The organism is Alistipes sp. CAG:268 (genome assembly GCA_000434235.1).
GTDB lineage: Bacteria > Bacteroidota > Bacteroidia > Bacteroidales > Rikenellaceae > Alistipes > Alistipes avistercoris.
The window spans coordinates 22,333-40,709 of the sequence record FR891986.1 but is presented as its reverse complement, the minus strand read 5'-3'; the positions used below and the strand labels follow the sequence as shown (position 1 = coordinate 40,709).

13 protein-coding genes are annotated in these 18,377 nt (G+C 63.3%); 2 read left to right on the top strand and 11 right to left on the bottom strand.

From position 1 onward, the window contains the following. Window positions 1-126 precede the first annotated feature (126 nt). A complete protein-coding gene (aspA, locus tag QZL63_RS03740; RefSeq protein ID WP_022307991.1) occupies window positions 127-1,560 on the top strand; it encodes an aspartate ammonia-lyase in 1,434 nt (477 codons plus the stop codon). An 88-nt stretch (window positions 1,561-1,648) separates the two neighbouring features. Here aspA and QZL63_RS03735 read toward each other — a convergent pair whose 3' ends face one another. From QZL63_RS03735 to QZL63_RS03685, 11 genes are all read right to left on the bottom strand, one after another. Beyond that, window positions 1,649-2,794 (bottom strand): endonuclease/exonuclease/phosphatase family protein, encoded by a 1,146-nt coding sequence (locus tag QZL63_RS03735; protein ID WP_022307990.1) that lies wholly within the window; start codon window positions 2,792-2,794, stop codon window positions 1,649-1,651. Window positions 2,795-2,799: 5 nt separating this feature from the next. Beyond that, on the bottom strand, window positions 2,800-3,420 hold the full coding sequence (locus tag QZL63_RS03730) for a rhomboid family intramembrane serine protease (protein WP_022307989.1): 621 nt from the start codon (window positions 3,418-3,420) through the stop codon (window positions 2,800-2,802). 42 nt (window positions 3,421-3,462) lie between these two features. Then, a complete protein-coding gene (gene mutL, locus QZL63_RS03725; protein WP_022307988.1) occupies window positions 3,463-5,556 on the bottom strand; it encodes a DNA mismatch repair endonuclease MutL in 2,094 nt (697 codons plus the stop codon). Window positions 5,557-5,562: 6 nt separating this feature from the next. Beyond that, the gene (locus QZL63_RS03720) at window positions 5,563-5,973 is read right to left on the bottom strand and encodes a hypothetical protein (RefSeq protein WP_022307987.1); all 411 of its coding nucleotides are present in this window, start codon (window positions 5,971-5,973) and stop codon (window positions 5,563-5,565) included. A 173-nt stretch (window positions 5,974-6,146) separates the two neighbouring features. After that, entirely contained in the window at window positions 6,147-7,310 is a 1,164-nt protein-coding gene (gene dnaJ / locus QZL63_RS03715; protein ID WP_022307986.1) for a molecular chaperone DnaJ, read from the bottom strand. Window positions 7,311-7,314: 4 nt separating this feature from the next. After that, entirely contained in the window at window positions 7,315-7,923 is a 609-nt protein-coding gene (locus QZL63_RS03710; RefSeq protein WP_022307985.1) for a nucleotide exchange factor GrpE, read from the bottom strand. A gap of 67 nt (window positions 7,924-7,990) precedes the next feature. After that, the gene (locus QZL63_RS03705) at window positions 7,991-8,704 is read right to left on the bottom strand and encodes an SAM-dependent methyltransferase (protein WP_022307984.1); all 714 of its coding nucleotides are present in this window, start codon (window positions 8,702-8,704) and stop codon (window positions 7,991-7,993) included. After that, on the bottom strand, window positions 8,704-11,073 hold the full coding sequence (alr, locus tag QZL63_RS03700) for an alanine racemase (protein ID WP_022307983.1): 2,370 nt from the start codon (window positions 11,071-11,073) through the stop codon (window positions 8,704-8,706). Before alr ends, QZL63_RS03705 begins: the two co-directional genes overlap by 1 nt. Window positions 11,074-11,115: 42 nt before the next feature. Beyond that, on the bottom strand, window positions 11,116-13,605 hold the full coding sequence (locus QZL63_RS03695; protein WP_022307982.1) for an endonuclease MutS2: 2,490 nt from the start codon (window positions 13,603-13,605) through the stop codon (window positions 11,116-11,118). A 136-nt stretch (window positions 13,606-13,741) separates the two neighbouring features. Beyond that, window positions 13,742-14,743, bottom strand: a complete 1,002-nt coding sequence (locus QZL63_RS03690; RefSeq protein ID WP_022307981.1) for an MlaD family protein — start codon at window positions 14,741-14,743, stop codon at window positions 13,742-13,744. Between the two features lie 24 nt (window positions 14,744-14,767). After that, the gene (locus tag QZL63_RS03685) at window positions 14,768-16,000 is read right to left on the bottom strand and encodes an N-acetylmuramoyl-L-alanine amidase (RefSeq protein WP_022307980.1); all 1,233 of its coding nucleotides are present in this window, start codon (window positions 15,998-16,000) and stop codon (window positions 14,768-14,770) included. Window positions 16,001-16,140: 140 nt separating this feature from the next. On the opposite strand from QZL63_RS03685, the gene QZL63_RS03680 reads away from it, so the two are divergent. Further along, window positions 16,141-18,377 (top strand): putative LPS assembly protein LptD (locus QZL63_RS03680; protein ID WP_290585908.1); only part of this gene is annotated, 2,237 nt, incomplete at its 3' end.

Here is an 18,377-nt window from a genome sequence, read left to right as displayed (position 1 = left end):
CAACGTCGCACGCCCCGGAATCGTCGCCGGGGAATGCAAATACAAAGATAGAAAGTTTTTTTCTATAACCAAATCTCGGGAAAAATGCTATATTTGTAAGACGAACATCAAAAAATTAACGAAACTATGGATTTTACGGAGATCAAACTGTCGGGCAAAACGCGCCGTGAGCACGATCTGCTCGGAGAAATGGAGATTCCCGAAGAGTATTACTTCGGTGTTCAGACCATGCGGGCCGTGGAGAACTTCCACATCAGCCGCGTACGGCTCAACTTCTTTCCGCGCCTGATCCACGCGCTGGCTGACGTGAAGCAGGGGGCTGCAGCCGCCAACCGCGACCTGGGGCTGCTCGATCCGGCGATCGCCGACGCGATCACCCGGGCATGCGAAGAGCTGCGTGAAGACCGGTTCAACGAACAGTTCGTCGTGGACATGGTACAGGGAGGCGCCGGCACATCGACGAACATGAACGCCAACGAGGTGATTGCCAACCGGGCGCTCGAACTGCTCGGCCACCACAAGGGCGAATACAGCTACTGCCACCCGAACAACCACGTCAATCTCTCGCAATCGACCAACGACGCCTACCCGACGGCCGTGCGCATCGCACTGGCCCGGAGCATCGACAGCGCCGTGACGTCGCTGCAGGAGCTCATCGCCGCATTCCACGCCAAGGGCGAGGAGTTTGCCGACATCATCAAGATGGGCCGCACGCAGCTGCAGGACGCCGTGCCGATGACCCTCGGGCAGGAGTTCGAGGCCTACGCCGCAACGCTGACCGAGGAGATCGACCGTCTGAAGACCAACATGCGGCTCTTCTACGAGATCAACATGGGTGCCACGGCCATCGGTACGGGCATCAACGCCGACCCGGACTATGCGGAGCTCTGCACCAAGCACCTGCGCGAGATCACGGGCCTGCCCCTGACCAAAGCCGCCAACATGATCGAGGCGACGAGCGACACGGGTGCCTTCATCATGAACTCGTCGGCCCTCAAGCGTCTGGCCGTGAAACTGTCGAAGATCTGCAACGACCTGCGCCTGCTCTCGTCGGGCCCGCGCTGCGGACTCAACGAGATCAACCTCCCGCCGCGCCAGCCGGGATCGTCGATCATGCCCGGAAAGGTCAATCCGGTCATTCCCGAGGTGGTCAATCAGGTGGCCTTCCGCGTCATCGGCAACGACCTGGCCATCACGCTGGCCTCCGAAGCCGGACAGCTCGAGCTCAACGTCATGGAGCCGATCATCGTCCTCTCGCTCTTCGAGAACATCGAGATGCTGGTCAATGCCATGAATACGCTGCGCGAGAAGTGCATCGTCGGCATCACGGCCAACCCGGAGGTGTGCCGCCGCATGGTCTACAACAGCATCGGTCTGGTCACGGCCCTCAACCCCTATCTGGGCTACGAAACCTCGACGATGTTGGCCAAGGAGGCCCTGCAGAGCGGAAAGGGCATCTACGACCTGGTGCTCGAGCACAAGCTCATGGACGAGGAGGAGCTCAACAAGATCCTGCGTCCCGAGAACATGGTGCATCCGCGCAAGAAGATCACGGAGTAGCGCGACTGATCGAAAACGAAAAATGTCCGGCAGGCCATCTCGGTCTGCCGGACATTTTTTTCTCGGGGACAACTTCGGGTCCGCCGCCCTACTTGCGCGGCGTGCGTTTCAGACGCACGACAACGGGCAGGTGGTCCGAGAAGGTCACTTCGGGAACCTCGTAGACCACGGCCCGGAACTCGGGCGAGGTGAGCACGAAATCGATGCGCAGCATGTTGAAGAAACCGCGGTAGGTATACGAATAGCCCGAACCGCAGTCGCTGAAGGCATCGTCGAGTCCGGCAGCCATCCGGCGGTAGACATACGACACGGGGGTGTCGTTGAAGTCGCCGCAGACGATCCGCGGAGTCCGCGTAGCCTCGATCACCGCAGCAATGCTGTCCACCTGATAGGCCCGAAGCTCGCTGTTCTCGCGCAGGCGGCTCACGATACTGCGGATCTTCACCTCACGGGCCGTATCGGAGAGGATGCGGGAGGTGATGAAGTCGTTGTCGTCGGCATTGATGGCCGTCGAGCGAAGGTGGTTGTTGAAGACCCTGACCGTATCGTCGTCGATCAGCACGTCGGCCCAGACCGCCGAATGAGGCGACAGAACGGTAGCCGAGCGCAGGATGCGGTATTTGCTCAGGATAATCATCGAGGCCCCGACAAGCGAGTCGGGAGCCGAAGTCTGCCCGAAACGGGCGCTCTCATAGGAGTCGGAGAGGATACGGAAACACTCCGAGCGGTCTGCCAGACGGCCGTTGAACTCCTGCAGGCAGACGATATCGGGATCGAGCCGTTCGATCAGCTGCACGACGCTGTCCACACTGCTCTGGCCATCCTCACCGTAGAAGCCGCGGACGTTGTAGGACATGAACTCGAAGGTCCCGCGGTCGGAGACCTCGCCGTAGGTGCGCCGGATCTCGGGCCGCCAGAAGAGCGACACGTCGAAGAGGCCGATGAAGACGACCGCCAGCATCGTGAGCGCCTGCACGCGCCGCCAGCGGATCACCCAGTAGAGCATCAGCACCACGGCCGCCACGTAGACGGCCGGAGCGGCCAGCCCCAGCACGGGCAGGAACCACACCCGCCCCGGATTGACATAGGGTACGAAATAGGTGACGACCATCACCGCCCCCACCGCCAGCGAGCAGAGCGTGAGCAGTGCGTCGAGCAGCCGCAGCACCCCTCTCCGGCGCCCCTTCCTCGGGCCGCGCGAACCGTAACCGTCGTAGTATGCGTTGTCGCTCATGGCTGTCAGAACCGGATCGCACCGTTACGCTTCCACCACTGCAGCAGCAGGTAGCCCCACAGCATGCCGCCCACGTGGGCGAAGTGGGCCACATTGCCGCCGTAACCGGTCCAGCCGAGGAAGAGTTCGATCACGCCATAGATGATGACGAACCATTTGGCCTTCAACGGAATCGGCGGGATGAGCAGCATGATGACGGCATTGGGGTGCATGACGCCGAAGGCGAGCAGCAAACCCATCACGGCACCCGACGCGCCGACAAGCTGGATTGGCAGTTCGCCGGCCAGCCAGGCCGTGGCGACCTGGATCAGCGCCGCACCGATGCCGCAGACCATGTAGTAGATGAGGAAGCGCTTCGAGCCCAGTTCGTACTCCAGCGTGCGCCCGAACATCCACAGACCGAACATGTTGAAGAAGATGTGCTCGAAATTGGCGTGCAGGAACATGTAGGTGATGAACTGGTAGGAGTGGAACTCCATGCCCAGAAACTCCGGAGCCCCGACCGAGAGGGCGAACAGGCGGTAGATCTGGTCGCCGACGGGCAGCAGCGCCGTGGCCATATAGGCCAATACATTTATGATAATCAGGTTCTTGACAACCGGAGGCGTCTGAAAATACGGATTCATGGACGTTTGAAATTTCTGTAAATGTACGTTTTTTTCACCGAATTATCCCAGTTTGGCGCGCAACTCTTCGGGCGTGATTTCGACAAGGATGGCTTTGCCCGAGGGCGAGAAGCTGACGTTGCCCGTCGCGGCGAGCTGCGCCAGCAGGGACTCGGCCTCCTCGCGGCCCAGACTCCGCGGAGCGGTGCGGGCACCGCTGCGGGCCATGACGGAGGCGATGCGTTCGCGCCGCACGTCGGCAAGCGGCACGGGGGTCGAGAAGGCCTGCAGCAGGTCGTAGATCATCGAGTCGATCGCATCGGCCGGGAGGTCGGCCGGGGTGCCCTTCACCTCGACGGCCCCCGCACCGCAGCACTCGATGTCGAAGCCCAGCGAAGCAAATTCCACAGCGTGCTCCTCCAGCAGGTCGTACTCCTCGGCCGAGAGCACCAGCCGCTCGGGGAAGAGCAGCTGCTGGCTCACGGCCGTCGAACAGCCGGCCATGCGGAGGTACTCCTCATAGAGGATCCGCTCCCGGGCCCGGCGAATGTCCACAACGACGAAACGGCCGTCGAGCAGCGCCGCAAGAAGCCCTCCTCCCAACGACAGGGGGTCGGAAAACTCCGGATGCGCACCGACCTCAAGGCGGCTCTGCGTGCACTCCGCATCATCCGAAGAGACGAAATCGAGCGAACTCTCGCCGAACTCACCGCCCGATACGATGTCGGTGAACTCCTCACCGGCCTCACCGCCCGACGGAACGGACAGGCAGCCGCCGTCGAACGAAGCATCCGAAGCGATGTCGTCGAACGCCTCACCGTCACCGACAGCGCCGCCCCACGCCGCAGTCGGACGGACAGTCGGGATACGGGGCACCGGAGCCGGATCCAGCGGACGGACCGACGGCGGCACCGTCGGGGTCCGCATCGCCGGAGCGGCGGCATCGGAGAGGCTCCCGCCTCCCATGGCCTCGGCCGGATCGCTCCACGGGACGTCGAATCCCGTGAAATCGACATTCGGATCGGGGGCCGAAGGGTCGATATACTCCTCACGGAAAGGATTGTAGTCGTTGTTGGACATGGCCTTCGGCTCGTTGTAGACGACCCCGCGCTGCAGGACGGGGATATCGACCTGCCCCTCGCTGTCGAAATCCATCAGGGGCACCGCTCCCGTCTTGGCCAGCGTCTCGCGTACGGCGGCATGGACGATCTGCCACACGGCCTCCTCGTCGGCAAACTTCACCTCGGTCTTCTGCGGATGGACATTGACGTCGATCCGTCCGGGATCGATACTGAGGTAGAGGAAATAGGAGGGCTGTGCATTGACGGGAATAAGCTTCTCGTAGGCCTTCATCACGGCACTCGTGAGGTAGGTGCTCTTGAAATAGCGCCCATTGACGAAGAGATACTGCTCCGTGTTGCGTTTCTTGGCCGCGGCTGGCCGGCCGATGAATCCCGCAATCGAGGCGATCGAGGTCTCGGCCCCCACCTCCAGCAGGTTCTGCTTGATGTGCCGTCCGACCACATCGACGATGCGGCCGGCCAGAGAAGAGGCCGGAAGCGAATAGACCGGGGCATCGTTGGCATAGAGCTCGAAGGCGATCTGCGGATTGCACAGCGCGACCCGCTGGAACTCGCTCTTGATCTGCGCCGCCGAGGTCGTGCTCTTGTCCAGGAACCGGCGGCGGGCTGGAACGTTGTAGAAGAGGTTGCGCACGAAGAACTGCGAGCCGACGGGGCACATCACGGGACGCTGCCCGGCGAACTGCCCGCCGTTGATCTCGGTTTGGGTGCCCATCTCGTCGTCGGCCTGCCTCGTGCGGAGCTCGACCTGTGCCACGGCGGCGATCGAGGCCAGCGCCTCGCCGCGGAAACCGAACGTATGGAGGGCATAGATGTCCTCCACGTCGCGGATCTTGCTTGTGGCATGGCGGTCGAAGGCCATGCGCGCGTCGATGGGCGACATGCCGCAACCGTCATCGACGATCTGGATCAGCTCGCGGCCTCCATCGCGGAAATTGACCTTCACCGAAGCGGCCCCGGCGTCGATGGCGTTCTCCATCATCTCCTTGACCACCGACGAGGGGCGATTGACCACCTCACCCGCGGCGATCTGATTGGCGACCACCTCGGGCAACAATCTGATTTTATCTGCCATCTGCCGTTATTCTTCTTCGTAATCGTTCGGGACGACCAGGATCGGGGCATAGGGATCGAACGTCCCCTGCTCGACCTGCGTCTGCCCGGCCGGTGTCTTTCCCTGCTGTGCCCGCAGGAAGAACTCGGCCAGCTTCGGATAGAGCAGGTAGATGAAGAGCATGACGAAGACCGCCGCCACGACCATCTTCAGCACCCGCGTCCGGCCCCGCCCCTGCTCGCCGGCATGGCGGGCGGCACGTGCGTCGCGCTGCGTGCGGATGTACTGTCCGGGGGTGTATTCACGCCCGGCATCCTCGGCCCGCTCGCCGCGCAACTCGGCCCGGCGCTGCTCGCGCGCCTCCTTCTCGGGATCGTAGTAGCGCGGAATGTAGTTGAACTTGTTCGCGTGTTTCTTGAACGGGGAAAAGCCTAACATAGCTGCTCTGAACTAATTTTCGGTAAAGATACGAATATCTTCCGAGATTTATTGCTTTCGGTGCCCCGGCGCCGCGATTTTATCGCTTCAGACGCGCGGGCCGCATACGGCAAGCCCCTGCCATCGGCAGGGGCTGCAGCGTCGGAACGCTCTCCGCCGGGCCGCACGGCCCGTCAGCGGAAGAAACTCTTCATGCGTTCGAAGATGTTCTGATTCTTGACCGACTCGGCGTGCTGGAAATCGGGCTGCTGGGCCAGCTGCTCGACCAGGCGCTTCTCCTCGGCGGTGAGTTTCGACGGGATGGTGATGTCCACGACAACCAGCTCGTCGCCGCGGCCGTAGCCGTTCACCTCAGGCAATCCCTTGCCGCCCAGACGCAGGACCTTGCCGGCGTGCGTTCCGGGAGCGATCTTGATCTTGGCCCGTCCGTCCACGGTCGGCACTTCGACCGTACCGCCCAGCAGGGCCGTCGTCACCGTAATGTTGAGGTTGTGGATCAGGTCGTTGCCGTCGCGCACCAGCTCGGGATTCGGCTCCTCCTCGATGAGCACCTGCAGGTCGCCGTTCACGCCGCCGTGGCGCGCCGCATTGCCCTTGCCCGAGACGGTGAGCACCATACCCTCGCCCACTCCGGCCGGGATATGGATCTCGACGACCTCGTCACCGCGCAGCGTACCCTCGCCCTTGCACTTGTCGCAGGGGGCCGTGATCACCTTGCCCGCGCCGCCGCACGTGGGGCAGACGCCCTGGGTCTGCATGCGGCCGAAGAAGGTGTTCTCGACACGCGTCACATAACCCGTCCCGTTGCAGGTCGAGCAGGTCGAATAGGCGTTCGCATCGCGGGCGCCCGTGCCGCCGCACTTGTCGCAGGCGATCGTCTTGGTGATCTTGAGCTTCTTCGTGACGCCGTTGGCCACTTCCTGCAGCGTGAGCCGCACCTTGACACGGATGTCCGTGCCGCGGTTCACCCGCCGGCCGCCCGACGACGAGGAGCGGAACCCGCCCCCGAAATGGCCGCCGAAGATATCGCCGAACTGCGAGAAGATGTCCTCCATCGAGAAGCCGCCGCCGCTGAAGCCGCCGAAGCCGCCGGCCCCGCCCGCAGCGCCGCTCATCCCGGCGTGTCCGAACTGGTCGTAGCGGGCACGCTTGTCGGGATTCGACAGCACGTCGTAGGCCTCGGCCGCCTCCTTGAACTTCTCCTCGGCCTCCTTGTCCCCGGGGTTCTTGTCCGGGTGGTACTTGATGGCCGCCTTGCGGTAGGCCTTCTTTATCTCGTCGGCATTGGCGTTTTTCGAAACGCCCAACACCTCGTAGTAATCTCTTTTCTCTGCCATGATCCTACTCTCCTACAACGACTTTCGCGAAGCGAAGCACCCGTTCGCCCAGACGGTAGCCCGTCTGCACGACGTCGATGACCTTGCCCTTCTTCTCCTCGCCGGCAGCGAAGCGGGCCACGGCCTCGCACAACTCCGCGTCGAACTCCTTGTCCTTGACCTCGATCTCCGTGACGCCCTTCTGGCGCAGCGCCTCGGTGAACTTCTGCGCGATGAGCTGCACGCCGGCACGCAGCGCCTCGATGTCGTCGCTCTTCTCCATTGCCGCCACGGCCCGCTGCACGTCGTCACGCACGGGAAGCATTGCCAGCAGGACGTCGCGCCCGCCCGTCTCGACCAGCTCCATCTTCTCGCGGATCGTACGCTTGCGGTAGTTGTCGAACTCGGCCTGCAGGCGCAGGTACTTGTCCTGCCATTCGGCCAGCACCGACTCGAGTTCGGCCGCGGCTTCGCCTTCGGGACGCTCGCCTTCGACTGACATCGTGTCAGCCGACGCTGCCGCAGCGTCTGCCATATTGGCATCCGCCGCCGTTTCCGCGGTCGTCTGTCCGGTCTCGGAAGCGCTCTTCTCGCCGTCCTTAACGGCCTCATTATAAACTTTTTCCTCTTTCATATCTGGTATTTTTTCGGTTTTTCCGCCTCTATTTGCGCAAATTGCATACCAACCGGCCGGCAAGGGCTCATCCGATGATGAAAATCGCCGGACGTTTGTTCATTTCGGGTAGCGGCTGCCGCTGCCACTCGGCCACGGTACGGGTTATGATCCGCTCGCCGGGGGCCGTGACATCGACGGCCAGAGTCAGCCGCGTCGTCGGAGCGAGCGTGCGCAGGAGTTCCTCGAAGAGTTTCACGTTGCGGTAGGGAGCCTCGATGAAGAGCTGCGACTGTCCTTCGGCCTGGGCGCGGCGTTCGAAGAAGCGGATCGCCCGGGACCGCTCGGGCGGCTTGACGGGGAGGTATCCGTTGAAGGCGAACGACTGCCCGTTAAGTCCCGAGGCCATGAGCGCAAGCAGGATCGACGATGGTCCGACCAGCGGCACGACCCGAATGCCGCAGCGATGGCACTCCGCAACCACGGCCGCACCCGGATCGGCGACACCCGGCACGCCCGCCTCGGAGATCACCCCGGCCGAACGCCCCGCAAGCAGGGGTTTGACCAGCTCCCCGACCTCGCGCTCGGCAACCGTATGTTCGTTCAGTTCGCGAAACTCCAGTTCGTCGATCGGGCGCGTCACGCCCGCCTTCGACAGGAAACGCCGCGCCGTGCGCGTATTCTCGACGATGAAGTAGTCCAACGAGTCCATCACGGCGCGGTTCGACGCCGGGAGCACGTCCCACGGGGCGGTCTCGTCCGAGATTGGACAAGGGATCAGATAGAGGGTTCCTGCAGCCATTACTCCTTGAGGTAGATTCGTTTGACGCGGTTTGAAACCGACGTCATGATTTCATAGGGGATCGTATCGAGCACGCGGGCCATCGTTTCGAGGTCGTTGCCCGCTTCGGGCGAGAAGATCGTCACCTCGTCGCCCTCCTCCACGCCTGCGATCTCCGTGATGTCGATCATGCAGCTGTCCATGCAGACCCGTCCGACGATCGGCGCCGGAGATCCGGCCACGAGCACCGACCAACGGCCGCAGCCCAGATGGCGATCCAGTCCGTCAGCATAGCCCACGGGGATCGTCGCCGTAACGCTCGGGCGCGTGAGGCGTCCGGCACGCCCGTAACCGACCGTCTCGCCGGCCGCCAGGTGCTTGATCGCGACGATCCGGGTCCGGAGCGTCGAGACGGGACGCAGCGACGGGTTGTGCTGCCACCCGAAGCCGTAGAGCCCCAGTCCGAGGCGGCACATGTCGTACTGCGCCTCGGGGAAGCGCTCGATGGCCGCCGAGTTGGCCGTGTGGCGGATCACCGGATAGGGCAGCGCCTCGACCAGCCGCGTGCTCATCCGGTCGTAACGGGCGATCTGCGCCCGCGTGTAGGCATCCTCCTCGGGCATGTCGGCGCAGTTCAGGTGCGAGAAGACCGTCGCCACCTTCACCTCCGGGCGCAGGGGCAGCACCTCGCACAAACGGTCGATCTCCTCCTCCATGAAGCCGAGCCGGTGCATGCCCGTATCGAGTTTCAGGTGGATCGGATAGCGGAACTCCCCGGCATGCGAGACGGCCGAAGCGAAGTCATCGAGCGACCGGAAGCTGTAGATCTCGGGCTCGAGCCGGTTGGCGATCATCAGATCGAAGCTGTCGGCATCGGCGTTCAGCACCACGATGGGCATCGTGATGCCCCGCTCGCGCAGCAGCACCCCTTCGTCGGCAAAGGCCACGGCAAGGTAGTCCACCCCCTGGTGCTGGAGCATCTGCGCCACCTCGAAGTCACCCGCGCCGTACGACGCGGCCTTGACCATCGCCACGAGCTTCGTACCGTGGGAGAGCTGGGCGCGGAAATAGTTGAGGTTATGGATCATGGCATCGAGATCGACCTCCAGCACGGTGGTGTGGCTCTTGCGTGCCAGCGCATGGGCGATCTTCTCGAAACGGAAGTCGCGGGCGCCCTTCAGCAGCACGGCGCGGCCGGCCACGGCCCCGCGGCCGATGCGGGCAATGCACTCGTCGGTCGAGGCATAGAACTCCCGATCGCACGCAAAGAGCGCGGCGTAGCGTTTCAGGCGGGGCCCGATGCCGATGAAGGTGTCGATGCCGGCACGCGAGACCATGCCCGCCACGCGGCTGTAGAGTTCGTCGTCCGACAGACCGCTCTGCGCGATGTCCGACAGGATGAGGGTACGCCGCCGCGAGAGCGCCACGTTGTGCAGGTAGTCGAGGGCCAGGGCCAGCGAATTGAGGTCGAGGTTGTAGGCGTCGTTGATGAGCACCGAGTCGTTGATACCCTCCTTGACTTCGAGGCGCATGGCTACCTCGGGAGCCGAGGCGAACGACGGGGCCGGGAACTCCATGGCCGCACAGAAGGCCTCGACGATCTGGGCGTTGCGCCGCGAGGCCTCGTTGCCGATGACCGACTCCGGGATGCGGGGATATGCGGCCGCATCGTAGAGCTTCCGCTCGGCGAAATGCGAGGCGATCAGGCGCCCGAGCGGCTCGTAGTAGCTGTGGTAGACGATCTTCGACGCGCTGCGCGCCAGTGTCATCTTCTCGAGGCACTTCTGTTCGAGGTTCAGGAAGTTCTCCTGATGGGCGTCGCCGATCGAGGTGAAGACCACCACGTCGGGGCGGATGATACGCTCGAGGCGCTCCATCTCACCGGGTTTCGAGATGCCGGCCTCGAAGATGGCCAGCTGTTCGTCGCCCTCGAGCATCAGCACCGAGAGGGGCACGCCCAGCTGCGAGTTGTAGCTCTTCGGCGAGCGGTAGCACTTCATCCCCGCGGGGAGCTCCTCGGCCAGCCACTCCTTGATGACGGTCTTGCCGTTCGAGCCCGTGATGCCCACGACCGTACCGCGGAAACAGGCCCGGTGGTAGGCAGCCAGCGACTGCAGCGCGTCGATGGCATTCTCCACCACGACATAGCCGCACCCCTCGGCCGGCTCGACGGGGCGCTCGACCAGAAAGGCGCGCACGCCCCGCCCGCACATCTCCCGGATGTAGTCGTGCGAATCGTGGTTGGCGCCCCGCATGGCCACGAACATCGGACCCGTGGCCAGCTCGCACGTCAGCGAACGGCTGTCGGTCACCACCGACTGCACCTCGCGGTCGCAGCCGGAAAAGACGCCGCCCGTGATGGCGGCGATCTGTGAAAGAAGGTATTTCATAAAAAACCTGTATTGTTGGACGGTTTCCCGTCAAAAAATCGGTCAGACGGCGAAGGTTACGATCGTGATGCCGGCACCGCCCCGGTCGGCATGCTCGTCGGCGACCGAAGCGACGTCGGGCACCGTGCGCAGGTAGCGGCGGATCTCCTCCTTCAGGGCGCCGGTACCCTTGCCGTGGAGGATCGAGACCGACCCCACGCCGAGCATCAGCGCGTCGTCCACGAAGTCCTGCACGGTCTCCAGCGCCTCGGCGGCCCGCATGCCGCGCACGTCGATGTGGTCCCTGAAGTTAAGCTTGCGCGCCGAAATGTCGGCCGAGACCACCGTCCGGGCCGTCACGGGGCGCGTCGCCTCGCGGTATTCGCGGTTCGAGACAACGGTGAGTTGCGCCTTGTCCACCGTGGTGAGTATCTGTCCAAAAGCCACCTGGGCCTTGCGTCCCTTGATCGAGCGCACCTCGCCGACCATCTCCTGTCCGGCCATGCGGACCTTCGAGCCCTCGACCACCTCGCGGGGCTGCTCCGCAACGGGCGCCGCCGCCTGTTTGAGCTCACTTCCCTCGCGGGCCTTCCGCTCGGCCCGGCGCTGGCGCCGCCGCTCGATGCGCTCCATCTCGCGCGCCACCGAAGCGTCGTGTTCGGCCGTGTCGGCCTCATCGACCTTTTCGCGGAAGTCGTCCAGTTCACGACGCGCCAGGCGTGTCAGCTCCTTCTCGGCCTGCGCCTCGCGGATCGTGCGGATCGTATTCTCGATCTGCCGGTTGGCATCGGCAATGAGCTGCTGCGCCTCCTGCTTGGCCCGCCGCAGGATCTCCTGCCGCTCGGAGCGGATCTTCGAGAGCTGCTCGGCATAATTCTGCTCGAGCTCCTCGACCTTGCGGTCCGTCAGGCGAATGCGGTCGCGCTTCTGCTCCCAGTAGTGCTTGTCGCGCGCGATCTCGCGCAACTGCTTCTCGATGTTGATGTGGTCCGAACCGGCCTTCTCGCTGGCCGCACGGATGATCTCCTCCGGGAGGCCGATCTTGCGGGCGATCTCCACGGCAAACGAACTGCCCGGCTTGCCCATCTCGAGGCGGAACAGCGGACGGATGCGCTGCACGTCGAAGGTCATCGCGCCGTTGGCGATGCCCTCGGTGTTCGACGCATAGTATTTGATGTTGGCGTAGTGCGTGGTGATGACACCGTAGCAGCCCCGGTCGAGCAGCCGCTCGAGGATCGCCTCGGCGATGGCCCCGCCGATCGTGGGCTCGGTACCCGAGCCGAACTCGTCGATGAGCACCAGCGTGCGGTCGGAGGCCCCGGCCAGCATGTGCTTCATGTTGAGCAGGTGCGACGAGTAGGTCGAGAGGTCGTTGTCGATCGACTGTTCGTCGCCGATGTCGATGAAGATGCTCTCGAAGACGGGCAGTTCCGAAATCTCCGACGTCGGGACCAGGAACCCGCACTGGAACATGTACTGCACGATGCCCGTGGTCTTCAGGCAGACCGACTTGCCGCCGGCGTTCGGGCCAGAAATGACGAGAATGTGCTTGCGGCGGTCGAGCTGCAGATCGAGCGGCACGATCTCGCGGCCGGCGGCACGCAGCGTCTGCTGCAGCAACGGGTGGCGGGCCGTGCGGAGCACCAGGCGGTCGTCGGTCGAGAGGATCGGGCGCACGCAGCCGTTCTCCGAAGCCCAGCGTCCCTTGGCGCGCAGCATGTCAATCTCGGCGAGGTAGTCGCCCGAGTCGGCGATCAGGGCGGCATCAGGACGGATCGAGTCGGTGAATTCCGAGAGGATGCGGACGATCTCGCGCCGCTCCGAATACTCCAGCTCGCGCAGTTCGTTGTTGATCTCCACGACCTCGACCGGCTCGACATAGAAGGTCTTTCCGGTAGCCGACTCGTCGTGGATGAATCCGTTGAGTTTGCGTTTGTTGGCTGCGGCGACGGGGATCACGGCCCGACCGTCGCGGATCGAGATCTGCGCATCGGCATCGACGATCCCGGCCCCCTTGGCCGAGGCCAGGACGGCCTGCAGGCGCTTGGCGGCCTGCCCCTCGCGTTCGCGGATCGCGCGCCGGATCTCCTGCAGGGCCGGCGAGGCGTTGTCACGGACGTTGCCGAAGCGATCGACGATCGCATCGATGCGCCGGACGATCTCGGGGAACGCGGCCACGCCGTGCGTGCGGTCCCAGAGCGTCGGATAGCGATCCTGACGGTTGAGGATGAACGAAATGACACCGCCGAGGGCCGACAGCGCCCGATGCAGCGTAACGACCTCCTCGACGTCGAGGAACGTTCCCTCGACGCGCAGTTTGGCGACGATCTGGTCGATGTCGGGGTATTCGCCTCCGGGAAAGTCGTGCTCCATGTCGAGGAGCAGGCGCATCTCGTCGGCCAAAGCCAGCCGGCGCTCGATTTCGCGCGGCGAGGTGGAGAACTGCTCGGAGGCGATCCGCTCACGGGCCGCGCGCATGGTACAAAGGGCTGCGACCTGCTCGCGGAGCCGGTCGAAACCTATTTTCTGCTCGAAGGAAGCAGGATATATCATTGCCGTAAAATTAACTTTTCATCGTCCGCAGGCTCCACCCGGAGCGGGATTCCACCCTGCTGCGGAACGGGATCCGTTCAGGGGAACGCGCCGACGCCCCTTCACGCAGGCTCCGTCGCCGCCGCGGGACCGCCGCTCACTGCGCCCGCTTCAGGGAGTCGCGCTCGGCCCGGGCGGCCTCTTTGGCAGCCTTGCGCAGCGCCTTGGCCTTCATCTTCTCGGGATCACGGCCGAAGAGCGAGAAATGCACGTAGCGGCCCGGATAATTCTTCAGATCGGCAAGCAGCGCCGCGAGGTTGCTGCCGGCCGTAGTCAGCGAATCGTAGAGCGCCGGGTCGTTCACCAGACGTCCTACCGTGCCCTCGCCGGCCTCGATCCGCTCGAGCAGGCTGCCCACCTGTCCGACGGCGTCGGAGAGCTTGCGGGCGAATTCCGCCTCGGCCAACTCCCCCGTAACGTCATTCAGGTTGCCCACGATGCTGTCCACGCGGGGCGCATTCTCGCCCAACATGTCGGCGAACTCCGTCAGGTTGCGCACGGCCTCCTGCAGGTTGCTCTTCTCGGAATCGAGCAGCTGCGCCAGGTCGCCCGAGAGGTTGTTGAGGTTTCCGAGCGTTCCGGAGATGTTTTCGCCGTTCTCCTCCAGCAGGCGGTTAATGTTGCCGAGCGTGAGCGAAAGTTCGTCGGTCACCTGCGAGATCTTCTGCTTGAAGAACTCCAGTTCCGAACCGGCCATGTCCATCAGGTCGCGGTTGCGGCTCGAACGGAGCGTGTCTCCCTTTTCGAGGTAGATGTCCGACTCCCCATAGGTCACCTCGATGGCCTTGGCGCCCATGAGGCTGCTGCTGACGATCTTCGCCTCGGAATCCGACGGGATGCGGTACTGCCGCTTGATGGTCAGCTGCAGGATCACCTTGTCGCTGCGCTGCGGATCGAACGAGATTCCGGTCACGGTGCCGATCTTCACACCCTGCATCATGACCGACGATGCCGACTGCACGCCATTGACCTGGTCGTAGGCGGCGTAATAGACCGTATTGCGGCCGAAAATGTCAAATCCCTTGAGGAATCGGATTCCGGCCCATGCGGCGATGATCATCGCCACGGCGAAGATTCCGATTTTGGCTTCTCTTTTCATATCACGAATTTCTTATTCTCCTTGTTATTTGACGACTCTGCCGCCCTGCACGCTCACCACGAACGCCTCGGGGAAGGCCTTACGCACCTCGCGCAGCCGCTTCTGGGCCGCCGCACGGTCGGCATATTCGCCGACGCAGTATTTATAGGGGAAACAACCCTCGGAGGCATACTCCTTCACCTTGCCGCGGTACGAACGGAACTGCGACGAGGTGAGCGGCACCGCCTTCGAACTGGCCATCACCTGCACGGCATAACGCAACGGCTGCTCCGCGGCCGGAGCCTTCGCCCCCTGTCCCGCGGCCGAAGCCTGCTTTTCCCCGGCAGCCGGACGGGACGGGACGGAACGGGACGTATCCTTGGCCGTTTCCTTGGCCGTTTCCTTGGCCGGAGCGGGAGCCGGACGGGGCTTTTCCCGGGCCGTATCTTCGGCCGGGACGGCAGGCTCCGCAGGCGCGGCCCCGCCTTCCGACTTGCGGATCTTGAGCACATAGTCCGAATAGTCGCGCACGGCCTGGTAGATGTTGCGGGCGATCTCGTTCTGTCCCTTCTCCGACTTCATGTAGGCCATCTCCTGCGGATTGGTCATGAAGCCGATCTCGGTCAGCACACCCGGCATGTCGGTGGCATAGAGCACCCGCAGCAGCTGGGGCTTCACCCCGCGCGAGTGGCGGCCGCTGGAGATGTAGTTGTTCTGTACGAAGCGGGCCAGCGCCATGCTGTACTCGCCGTAGGTAAACTGCAGGTTCTGGATGTAGGCCCGGACGATCGCCGCGGTCCGCTCGTCCGACATGTCGATCAGGTCCTCGCGGTTGCTCTCGTAGAGTGCATTCTCGTTGTAGCGCTGCTCCTTGGGGCTCTCGCCCATGATGAGCGTCTCGACCCCGCGGGCCGCCGTGGCACGGGCAGCATTGACGTGGATCGAGATGAAGAGGTCGCCCCCGGCGCCGTTGGCGATGTCGGCACGCGCCTGCAGGTCGTCGGCCAGGGTCTTGCCCAGTTCCTTGTCGGTCTTGCGCGTGTAGACCACCTTCACACCCGGCATCCCCTGTTCGATCAGGCGGCCGACCTTGAGAGCCACCTTCAGCGTCAGGTCCTTCTCGTAGACCCCGCCGTAATGCGCCCCGGGAAACTTGCCGCCGTGGCCGGCGTCAATCACCACGACCTCGACCCCGTGTGCAATATTCGCGCTGCGGACTACGTTTGTCAGAAGCGTAGCCGCCGCCAGTACGAGGAGGAAGAGGAACCGTGTGCGCATATTTAGTGGTATCAAGTGCAGGCTATCTGTAAATTTTTACCTATCTTTGTCGCGCCTTGCACGCCGCATGGAGCCGAATAAGCCCCTGGGGCGGGCGTTTTTGCCGACTTGTCGGCAAAGGTACGGAAATTTTTGGAATTTTGAACAGCGTAAGGGTAAAATATCTCTTGTCGGCGACGGTGCTTCTGCTCTTCGTCCAGGCGTTGCTGGGCTCCACCGCCCCGGCTGCGGCATACCGCACGGCTCCGGCAGACACGCTTTCCGCACACCTTCCCGACACGCTGCAGCCCGCAACGGCCGACCAACCCGATGCCCCCGCACCGCTCGACCTGAAGCCCGAACCCCTCTCGCGCCGCGAACGCCGCGAACGGGCCCGCGCCGCCCGGGAACAGGAGCGCCGCAACCGCGAATTCAACAACCTGACGCAGGAGGAGCGCGACTCGGTCTTCTCCTCGCAGGTCGATTCGCTGGTGGCCCAAAAGGCCGACTCGCTGGCATCGCGCTCCGACTCCGACACGACCCGCAACCCGCGTGCCGCACGTCCGTTCCTCGACGACCAGCTCTCGGGCAAGAACACCGACTCACTGGTCTACGACGTGCGCAACAAGCGGGTCTACGTCTACAACGAGGGAGACGTAACCTACCAGAACCGGAACCTGAAGGCCGACTACATGCAGATCGACATGGACACGAAGCTGATCTACGCCTACGGAAAGCCCGACTCGGTGGACGGCAAGTGGACGGTTACCAAACCCGAGTTCACCGAGGGAGGAACGGCCTACCAGATGGATACGATCACCTACAACCTCGACACGCAGAAGGCCAAGATCAAGGGCGTGGCCACGCAGCAGGGCGACGGATGGCTGGTGGGCGGCAGCGTGAAGAAGATGCCCGACAACACCTTCAACATCGAGCACGGCAAGTACACCACCTGCGACCAAACCGACCACCCGCACTTCTACCTGGCCATGACCAAGGCAAAGGTGATTCCCGGGAAAAAGGTGGTCACCGGACCGGCCTACCTGGTCATGGAGGACGTGCCGATCTATTTCCTCGGCATACCCGAGGGCTTCTTCCCGATCAACATGGGCCCCAAGTCGGGTCTGCTGATGCCCACCTACGGAGAGGAGACCTCCAAGGGATTCTTCCTCCGCGACCTGGGCTACTACATCACGCTGGGCGAATATGCCGACCTGGCGCTCCGCGGCGGATTCTACACGCTCGGCTCGTGGGAGGCCTCGGCCGCCTCGCGCTACATCAAGCGATACAAGTACAGCGGCAGCTTCAACGTGGAGTTCTCGAGCGTAAAGACCGGCGAAAAGGGCGAACCCGACTACATCAAGCAGAACAACTTCCGCGTGCAGTGGACCCACTCGCAGGATGCCAAGGCCAATCCCGGATCGACCTTCTCGGCCTCGGTGAACTTCGCCACCAGCGGCTACAACCGCTACTCGGCCACCAACATCAACGACATCCTTTCGACGCAGACCAACTCGTCGATCTCCTACTCGAAGAGCTGGAGCGGAACCCCCTTCTCGCTCTCGGCAAACATGGCCATCTCGCAGAACTCGCAGAACAAGTCGATCTCGGTGACGCTGCCCACGGTGGTCTTCAACGTCTCGCGATTCTACCCCTTCAAGCGCAAGGAGAAGACCGGCAAGGACCGCTGGTACGAGAAGATCTCGATGCAGTATACGGGCAAGATGACCAACTCGGTCACCACCACCGAGTCGGAGATCTTCTCGAAAAAGACGCTCGAGAACATGAAGAACGGCATCGAGCATTCGATCCCCGTATCGGCATCGTTCAACCTGCTCAACTACATCAACATCACGCCGTCGTTCAACTACACCGAGAAGTGGTACTTCAAGAAGCAGGAGTACGAGTGGAATCCGATCACGAACCAGACCGACACGCTGCCCTCTAACTACGGATTCTACCGCCTCTACAACTACTCCACCAGCGTCTCGGCCTCGACGACCCTCTACGGCATGTACGATTTCACGAAGAAGCGCCGCGACCGCAAGATCCAGGCCATCCGCCACACGATCACCCCGTCGGTCGGATTCTCCTACACGCCCGACTTCGCCGATCCCAGATACGGCTACTACCTCACGCGACAGACCGACTCGACGGGCCGCGTGACGACCTACTCTCCCTATGCGGTCAATGCCTACGGCGTGCCCTCGTCGGGCCGCTCGATGTCGATGACCTTCTCGCTGTCGCAGAACCTCGAGATGAAGGTGCTCTCGAAGAGGGACACATCGGGCGTCAAGAAGATCAAACTCATCGACGAACTGCGTCTGGGCGGGTCGTACAACTTCCTGGCCGACTCGATGCGGCTCTCGACCATCTCGCTCTCGTTCCGCACGACGCT

Coding starts and splice junctions, on each gene's coding strand:
- aspA (WP_022307991.1), top strand. CDS start 127: ATGGATTTTACGGAGATCAAACTGTCGGGCAAAACGCGCCGTGAGCAC.
- QZL63_RS03735 (WP_022307990.1), bottom strand. CDS start 2,794: ATGAGCGACAACGCATACTACGACGGTTACGGTTCGCGCGGCCCGAGG.
- QZL63_RS03730 (WP_022307989.1), bottom strand. CDS start 3,420: ATGAATCCGTATTTTCAGACGCCTCCGGTTGTCAAGAACCTGATTATC.
- mutL (WP_022307988.1), bottom strand. CDS start 5,556: ATGGCAGATAAAATCAGATTGTTGCCCGAGGTGGTCGCCAATCAGATC.
- QZL63_RS03720 (WP_022307987.1), bottom strand. CDS start 5,973: ATGTTAGGCTTTTCCCCGTTCAAGAAACACGCGAACAAGTTCAACTAC.
- dnaJ (WP_022307986.1), bottom strand. CDS start 7,310: ATGGCAGAGAAAAGAGATTACTACGAGGTGTTGGGCGTTTCGAAAAAC.
- QZL63_RS03710 (WP_022307985.1), bottom strand. CDS start 7,923: ATGAAAGAGGAAAAAGTTTATAATGAGGCCGTTAAGGACGGCGAGAAG.
- QZL63_RS03705 (WP_022307984.1), bottom strand. CDS start 8,704: ATGGCTGCAGGAACCCTCTATCTGATCCCTTGTCCAATCTCGGACGAG.
- alr (WP_022307983.1), bottom strand. CDS start 11,073: ATGAAATACCTTCTTTCACAGATCGCCGCCATCACGGGCGGCGTCTTT.
- QZL63_RS03695 (WP_022307982.1), bottom strand. CDS start 13,605: ATGATATATCCTGCTTCCTTCGAGCAGAAAATAGGTTTCGACCGGCTC.
- QZL63_RS03690 (WP_022307981.1), bottom strand. CDS start 14,743: ATGAAAAGAGAAGCCAAAATCGGAATCTTCGCCGTGGCGATGATCATC.
- QZL63_RS03685 (WP_022307980.1), bottom strand. CDS start 16,000: ATGCGCACACGGTTCCTCTTCCTCCTCGTACTGGCGGCGGCTACGCTT.